Source organism: Streptomyces sp. NPDC001832 (assembly GCF_040297265.1).
GTDB lineage: Bacteria > Actinomycetota > Actinomycetes > Streptomycetales > Streptomycetaceae > Streptomyces.
Map to the genome: position 1 here is coordinate 2094 of NZ_JBEOYU010000087.1, position 2060 is coordinate 4153.

A 2060-nucleotide genomic window follows, 5' to 3' on the forward strand; every position below is an offset into this window, starting at 1 on the left:
CGAAGAAGCCCGGGGCGAGCTGCACCAACCAGATCGATTACGCCGGTGACCCGCGCTCGAACGCGGAGATCAACAGCATCGGTGAGCAGACCGGCTACTGCCCGCCGGTCCAGCACTGAGGAACCCCGGCCGACGGCCGGCGGACCGTGCGCGCCGCGGTGCTCTACGACTGGCAGGACTCGGTCGACATGTTCGCCGACGACGAGGACGACGGCGGGGCGGGGAAGTGGTGGCACCTCAACCCGACCCCGTCGGTGGCGAAGATGCTCGACTGGTACGTCCGGCACTTTTCCGGCGAGGCGTACTCCACCATCGGGGAGATCCAGCAGCAGGCCCACACCAAGTGGGACGTGCCCGCGGCCGACACCCTGACCGCGCTGCGGTCGGCGCTCGACCTCGACGGCGAGCTGACCGAGCAGCAGCGCACGACGTACTTCGCGCTGCTCGAACCGCATGAGGACACCGACTGGCCGTCCCTGCCTGCCGGATGAAGGGGGCCGGAGCCAATGCCAGTGGCTCCGGCCTCCTTCGCGTGGACTGTAGCGGGGACCGGCCGGTGACCGCTCTCATTCAATCGAGGCGTTTACTCAGCGAATCCAGTCGTTCGGCCTTCCGTCTCAGTGAACCTAGTCGTGCAGGCAATCGCACTGGGGGTTCTGGTGGCCGTACCGGCCCGGACTTCGACGCCAGACCTGCTCCACGACCTGCCGCCAGGAGGCGCTCCGCCTGCGCAAACAGGCTCCGCTCGACGCCGAGAGACCGGCGCAGCAGGCTCACTCAATCCACAGTCCGTGAGGCGACCGCGTCAATCCCTGATGCCCGCCCCCCGGTTCCCGCTAGGGCTAGGCCGTGTCCGTCTTCGCCCACGGTTTGACGCCGAGCTTTCCGGTGGTTCCGAGGTCGAGACCCGGGGTTACCGTGACTGGGGCGGCGCCCGCCTTCGCCCGGACCCGCACATAGGGCACGTTCACTGGCGTGCCGGACTCGGTGGTGTTGCGCCACACCAGGCTGGCGGTCGCCGACTCGCCGGGCTTGAGCGTGACGGGCCGGGGCTTCTCGTCTGGCCCGGCAGCGGTGGTGATCTCGCTGCTGCCGTGGAGAATCTTGATGTCGTGGACGGTCTTGAGGTCGCTGTCCAGGAGTTCCAGCAGCGGGTAGCCCTCGACGGTGTAGTTGCGCGTGCCGCAGTTGTCGAGATGCAGACCCACGACGCGCAGTCCCATAGCCGCGTCGCCCTTGTCGGCGCTGACGCGGATCCCGGAGGTGGGGCACGCGCCGGGCTCGGACGGCGTCTCGTCCGCGGGGACCTTGGTCACTTTGAGGACCTTGGCCTGTGTCACCCGTGGCGCGGAGGGCGGCAGTTGTCCGGCCCGGACCGTGCCCCTTGCGGTTTTCCCGGGGCCGACGTCGCGCACGGTCGCGGTTTGATTGGCCATCGCCCCGCCATCACTGCTCATGAAGGTGACGGTGACCGAGTAGGTCAGGGTCTCGGTGCCCTCGTTGGTGACCTCAAAGGAGGCAACGATCCCTGAGTCTGTGGTGAGGCTGTCGGCGGAGACGGAAGTGCTGCGGGTGGGCGCGGGGGAGGCCGACGGGAGGGTCAGTGAGGTGATCCGTACGCCGTCCTCGCCCGGATTGTCGACCTGTGTGCGGGACGGCGGTACGGACGCGGGGGCGACGGAGTACCCGGCGCCCCCGCGTTCCGTCCCGCAGGCCGTGAGTAACAGGGCGGTCGCGGCGAGAGTCGACAAGAGGGAAGCACGTCTTCGCATTCGGTCACCTCACCAGGGCGTGGGCCACGCCCATGTGATGGAGGCCATAATTCCGGTCACAGGAGTGTCACAAGCGAGGTCACCTCGACGGGGTGCCGACCTGAGCATCTCGGTGATCGGTACGACGCTGCGGCACTCGACATCCAGGCCGCGTGCCGTCGTAATCTGCGGACGTGACTCCTCCACCCCGTGAACGGGGTGGCTTCTCGCTATGCCTGGTTGGCGTTGCGACGGACCAGCCCGGCCCGTAGAACGTTGAGTGCCCCGACCTTGTCGGCATGCGCTTGG

Annotated in this window: 2 protein-coding genes; one reads left to right on the forward strand and one right to left on the reverse strand. The window is 68.2% G+C overall.

Features of this window, described 5'->3' with window-relative positions; genetic code table 11:
* The first annotated feature begins 146 nt into the window (after nucleotides 1-146).
* Nucleotides 147-491, forward strand: a complete 345-nt coding sequence (locus ABT115_RS30690; RefSeq protein WP_351796740.1) for a hypothetical protein — start codon at nucleotides 147-149, stop codon at nucleotides 489-491.
* 351 nt (nucleotides 492-842) lie between these two features.
* Here the strand turns inward: ABT115_RS30690 and ABT115_RS30695 are convergent, their stop codons facing one another.
* Nucleotides 843-1772, reverse strand: a complete 930-nt coding sequence (locus ABT115_RS30695; protein ID WP_351796743.1) for a DUF4232 domain-containing protein — start codon at nucleotides 1770-1772, stop codon at nucleotides 843-845.
* Nucleotides 1773-2060 lie beyond the last annotated feature (288 nt).